Genomic DNA, 4,515 nt, shown 5'->3' on the forward strand with positions numbered 1-4,515 from the left:
CCGCCAACTGGATGACGGGCGAACTGTTTGCGGCGCTGAACAGGCTTGGCCTCGAAGTGGCCGAAAGCCCGGTGACGCCAGCGCAGGGCGGCGAACTGCTGGCGCTGCTCGCCGACGGCACGCTTTCGGGGCCGCTTGCCAAGCAGGTGTTCGAGATCATGCTGGAAACCCGCGAGGATCCGGGCGTCATCGCCGAGGCGCGCGGGCTGAAGCAGGTGTCGGACACCGGGGCGCTGGAAGCCGCGATCGCCGAAGTGATGGCGGCCAATGCCGACAAGGTGGCCGACTATCGCGGCGGCAAGGACAAGCTGTTCGGCTTCTTCGTCGGCCAGGTGATGAAGGCGAGCGGCGGCAAGGCCAATCCGGCGGTCGTCAATGACCTCTTGAAAAAGGCGCTCGGCTAGGGCGCCTTTTCACCGGCCGGGCTGGCTAATACTGCACCCTTGCGCCAAGAAAAATGCTGCGTCCGGGTTCGGGGAACCCGTCGGTCAGCACATAGTTCTCGTCGAACAGGTTGCGCGCGCCGGCGCTGATTTCGACGCCTTGCGCCACCGTGTAATCGACGCGCAGCGAAGCCAGCACATGGCCGCCGGTTTTGTAATATGCCGGCGGTGACGCCGTAGTCGACGTCATGCGCGCAGACGCGATGTCGGCGCCCGGCAGCACGCGCAATCCGGGTACCGGTCGCCAGTCGGCATAGAGGAACGCCTTGTGGTCGGGCACGCCGGTCAGCTCGAAGGCCGGGATCACCGTGCCGGGGCTTGCGCCGCCGATCGAAAATCGCCGGTGCAGCCAGGTGTAGTTCGCCCCCAGGTCGAGCGTTGGACCGACTGTCGCGGCGATGGAGATTTCCGCGCCATAATAGTCGGCGTCACCAAGGTTCTGGCGCTGGCTGCTGTTCGCCGGGAATCCGGCTGGTCGCACCGACACGATCGCATCGCGGATGTCGCTGTAGAACAGCGCGCCCTCGATACGCAGCCGGTCCTGCCTGCGGCTGAAGCCCAGCTCATAGTTGATCGCGCGCTCGGGCTTCAGCGCCGGGTTCGATGCGGCGGTGCCGAACTGGGTGCTGAAACGCTCGAAGACGGTCGGGAAACGCGCGCGCGAAGAAACGCTGGCATTCACCCGCGTATCGGCATCCGGCTCCCACAGCAGTTGCGCCTGTGCGTTCAGCGCATCGGCGTTTCGGCGCGGATAGCTGAATATCGCCGCCGGGCCGCCGCCGGGCGGTGTGCCATATTCTTCGGCACGCACCAGATCGCGCCAGTCGTAGCTTGCGCCGACGGTCAGCCGAAGCTGGCTGGAAAGCGATGTGCGGCTTTCGATGGCGAAGCTGAAACTGTCCTCGATGTTGGTCTGCGCCGGTTCGGTAAGGCCGGATGGAAAGCTCTGCTGCCACTCGACATGCCGGTCGCGCCGGTAGTGCCCGGCGATGGTGATGCGGCTGGCGGCAGTGATGTCGACGCCCAGTTCCGCCGAGCCGCCGAACGCCTTGTCGGCGTATGTGGCGTTGAAGGCGCGGCCGATGCTCTGGCTGGTCTGGGTGCTATCGTTGAACGAGCGCAGCAGATTGTCGAACCGGTTGTAATACCATCTTGTTTTCAGTGTGACTTGCTCACCAAGGTCGGTCGACGTCAACAGATACAGGCTGTCGATGTTCCACCAGGGCCAATTCCAGAACCGTTGCGACGCGGCCGGATCCGTCACGTGCAGCGGCGCGTTCTTCGCGCCTTCCTGCCGTGTATAGTTCAGCGAATATTCGTCGGTCGCGTTGGGCGTGAATCCCACTTTCAGGTTCAGCCGCCAGTCGCTGCTGGCGGAACGATCGCGCGCGCCGCCGTCCTCGGCGGAACCGGCCGCCGGCTTGTAACGGCCTGAAAGATCCCAGTGATCCTGATCCGAACGGGCAAAGGATGCCTGCGCATACCATTTTTCCCGCGACGTCCCGATCCGGCCATAAAGGACATTGCCCGTGTAGCCCGCATCGCGGCCGAGGTTCAGCGTCGCGCGGACTTCACCTTCCAACGGGCGCTCGGACTTTCTGGTGACGAGGTTGATCGCCCCGCCCATCGCGCCCGGCCCGTCGAGAACCGAGGCAAACCCCTTGGCGACCTGCACCTCGGCGATATCCGGCGTCAGGAAGCGGCCATAATCCAGCCGGTTGTCGGCAGGCAGATAGACCCGGATACCGTCGATCGAAAGCGGCACCTGCAACCGGTCGAAGCCGCGCACGAAAATCAGCCGTTCGTTGCGCGAACCGCCGCTGTTCGATGCGGCAACGCCCGGCATGATCGAGAGCGCGTCGTCGAGCGTCTGCCGGTTGAAGGCGTGGATGGCTTCGCCGGTCAGGGTTTCGCCGGACACCTCGATACCCGCCGGGCGCGGGGCGGTGACGATGATCTGCCCAAGGCCGAACGCACCATCGGATGGCGGGGCCGCGCCATCATCGACGGCCGCAGCCGCCACCGAAACCGGCTGCACCAGCAGCAGCGCACCAAGCAATACAGAAATATTGTGCACGTTCACCCTTTTGAAAAGCCGGGAGGATTCGCGCGCTCTGTATTTCTGGGAATACAGAGAGTCCAGTGCAGCCATGCAAAATTCTTCGCGCTGCGACAGCGCGGCGCGGACTGCGCAGGCAAATGAGGGCCGCCGTCAGCGGCTGGCGCGCTTCAGGGCTTCCCGGATCAGGGCGGCGGTCGGCAGGTCGCCGAGGTCCTGCTGGGCCTGCGCCACGGCCCGCGCGGCTTCGGGTGCGCGAAACCCCAGATTTTCCAGCGCCGACACGGCATCCGCCGCAACACCGGCTGCCGGCGTTACGTTCGGCGCCCCCCCGCCTGCCGCCGCCAAACCCGCCACGGCCGGGACCTTGCCTTTCAGTTCTGTTGCGATGCGGGCCGCAAGCCTTGGCCCCACACCCGGCGCGCGGGCGATCATCGCCCGGTCGTCCAGCGTCACCGCGCGGGCGATTTCGTCTGGCGCAAGCGTGCCCAGAATCGCCAGCGCCAGCCGCCCGCCGACGCCCTGCACCCCCGTCAGCAGGCGGAACCAGTCGCGCTCGGTCGCGCTGGCAAAGCCGAACAGCGTGATGGCGTCTTCGCGCACCTGCGTTTCAACCAGCAGCAAGGTGGCGGCCCCCGGCTCCAGCGTGGCCAGCGCCCGCGACGACGCCTGCACCAGATAGCCGACGCCCGCCACGTCGATCACTGCATGATCAGCGCCGACCGCCTGCACCAGCCCTTTCAACGAGGCGATCATCGCGGTGCCCTCCGCAGATGGGCGTGGGCGATCGCCACCGCCAGCGCATCGGCCTCGTCCTCGCCAAGCGGGCCGCAGCCGGGCAACAGCCGCGTAACCATCGCTGCAACCTGCGCCTTTTCCGCAGCGCCGGTGCCGGTCACCGCCTTTTTCACCAGCCGCGTCGCATGTTCGAACACCGGCACGCTGCTTGCCGCCAGCAGCGCCACGCCGCGCGCCTGCCCCAGCTTCAGCGTGGACTGCGCGTTGCGGTTCACGAACACTTCCTCGACGGCGGCCTCGTCGGGGGTGTGCGCCGCCAGCACGCCGCAAAGCGCGCCATGCAGCGCCCGCAGCCGCTGCGGCAGCGGCTCGGTGCTTCGCGTCGGGATTGCGCCATGCGCGATGTGCGCCAGCCGGTTGCCCTCGGCCTCGATGAGGCCCCAGCCGGTGCGCGACAGGCTCGGGTCCAGGCCGAGGATGCGGATCACAGCCGCGCCATCACCTCGTCCGGCACATCATAGTTGCCATAGACGTTCTGCACGTCGTCGAGATCTTCCAGCGCGTCGATCATCTTCAGCAACTGGCGGGCGACATCCTCGCCGACTTCGACCCATTCCTTCGGGCGCCAGGCAAGCTTGGCGCCGGCCGAATCGCCAAGCGTTCCCTCCAGCGCCTTCGCCACTTCGTGCAGCGCGTCGGCCGCAGTCCAGATTTCATGCTCCTCGTCGCCCGACTCGACATCGTCGGCACCGGCTTCCAGCGCCGCCTCGAACAGCTTGTCGGCGTCGCCCGCACTCGCCGGATAGGTGATGAGGCCAAGCCGGTCGAAGCCGTGCGCCACCGAGCCTGACGAACCGACATTGCCGCCGTTCTTGGAAAAGGCGGTGCGCACGTCGGTTGCGGTGCGGTTGCGGTTGTCGGTCAGCGCCTCGACGATGATTGCAACGCCGCCCGGCCCGAAGCCCTCGTAGCGGATTTCCTCGTAGTTTTCGGCGTCTCCGCCCTCGGCCTTTTTCAGCGCCCGGTCGATGTTGTCGCGCGGCATCGAGGCAGCCCGCGCAGTGGTGATCACCGCCCTTAGGCGCGGGTTGAAGTTGGGATCGGAATTTCCCTTGGCGGCGGTGGTGATTTCACGCGCCAGCTTGGAAAACAGCTTCGAGCGTTTCGCATCCTGCGCACCCTTGCGGTGCATGATGTTCTTGAACTTGGAATGACCTGCCATGACCGAGCGCCTTAGCGCCTCAGCGCATGCTCCGCCAAGGGCGAAAACGCATG

General features: G+C 66.3%; 4 protein-coding genes and 1 pseudogene. 1 reads left to right on the forward strand and 4 read right to left on the reverse strand.

Annotated features, from left to right (window positions below; all coding sequences use genetic code 11):
- Window positions 1-404 (forward strand): annotated as a pseudogene (gene gatB, locus AC16JP_RS12395) (Asp-tRNA(Asn)/Glu-tRNA(Gln) amidotransferase subunit GatB); the annotation flags it as partial.
- Window positions 405-429: 25 nt separating this feature from the next.
- Here the strand turns inward: gatB and AC16JP_RS12400 are convergent.
- The 4 genes from AC16JP_RS12400 to AC16JP_RS12415 form a co-directional block, all read right to left on the reverse strand.
- Complete coding sequence (locus AC16JP_RS12400; RefSeq protein ID WP_484340925.1) at window positions 430-2,520, reverse strand: TonB-dependent receptor plug domain-containing protein; 2,091 nt, start codon at window positions 2,518-2,520, stop codon at window positions 430-432.
- A 135-nt stretch (window positions 2,521-2,655) separates the two neighbouring features.
- Window positions 2,656-3,258, reverse strand: coding sequence for a Holliday junction branch migration protein RuvA (ruvA, locus tag AC16JP_RS12405; RefSeq protein WP_484340926.1), 603 nt, complete (start codon window positions 3,256-3,258; stop codon window positions 2,656-2,658).
- Entirely contained in the window at window positions 3,255-3,725 is a 471-nt protein-coding gene (ruvC, locus tag AC16JP_RS12410; RefSeq protein WP_484340928.1) for a crossover junction endodeoxyribonuclease RuvC, read from the reverse strand. Before ruvC ends, ruvA begins: the two co-directional genes overlap by 4 nt.
- Window positions 3,725-4,462 (reverse strand): YebC/PmpR family DNA-binding transcriptional regulator, encoded by a 738-nt coding sequence (locus tag AC16JP_RS12415; protein ID WP_484340927.1) that lies wholly within the window; start codon window positions 4,460-4,462, stop codon window positions 3,725-3,727. Before AC16JP_RS12415 ends, ruvC begins: the two co-directional genes overlap by 1 nt.
- Window positions 4,463-4,515 lie beyond the last annotated feature (53 nt).

It is taken from the genome of Sandaracinobacteroides sp. (assembly GCF_057137845.1).

Coding starts and splice junctions, on each gene's coding strand:
- ruvA (WP_484340926.1), bottom strand. CDS start 3,258: ATGATCGCCTCGTTGAAAGGGCTGGTGCAGGCGGTCGGCGCTGATCAT.
- AC16JP_RS12415 (WP_484340927.1), bottom strand. CDS start 4,462: ATGGCAGGTCATTCCAAGTTCAAGAACATCATGCACCGCAAGGGTGCG.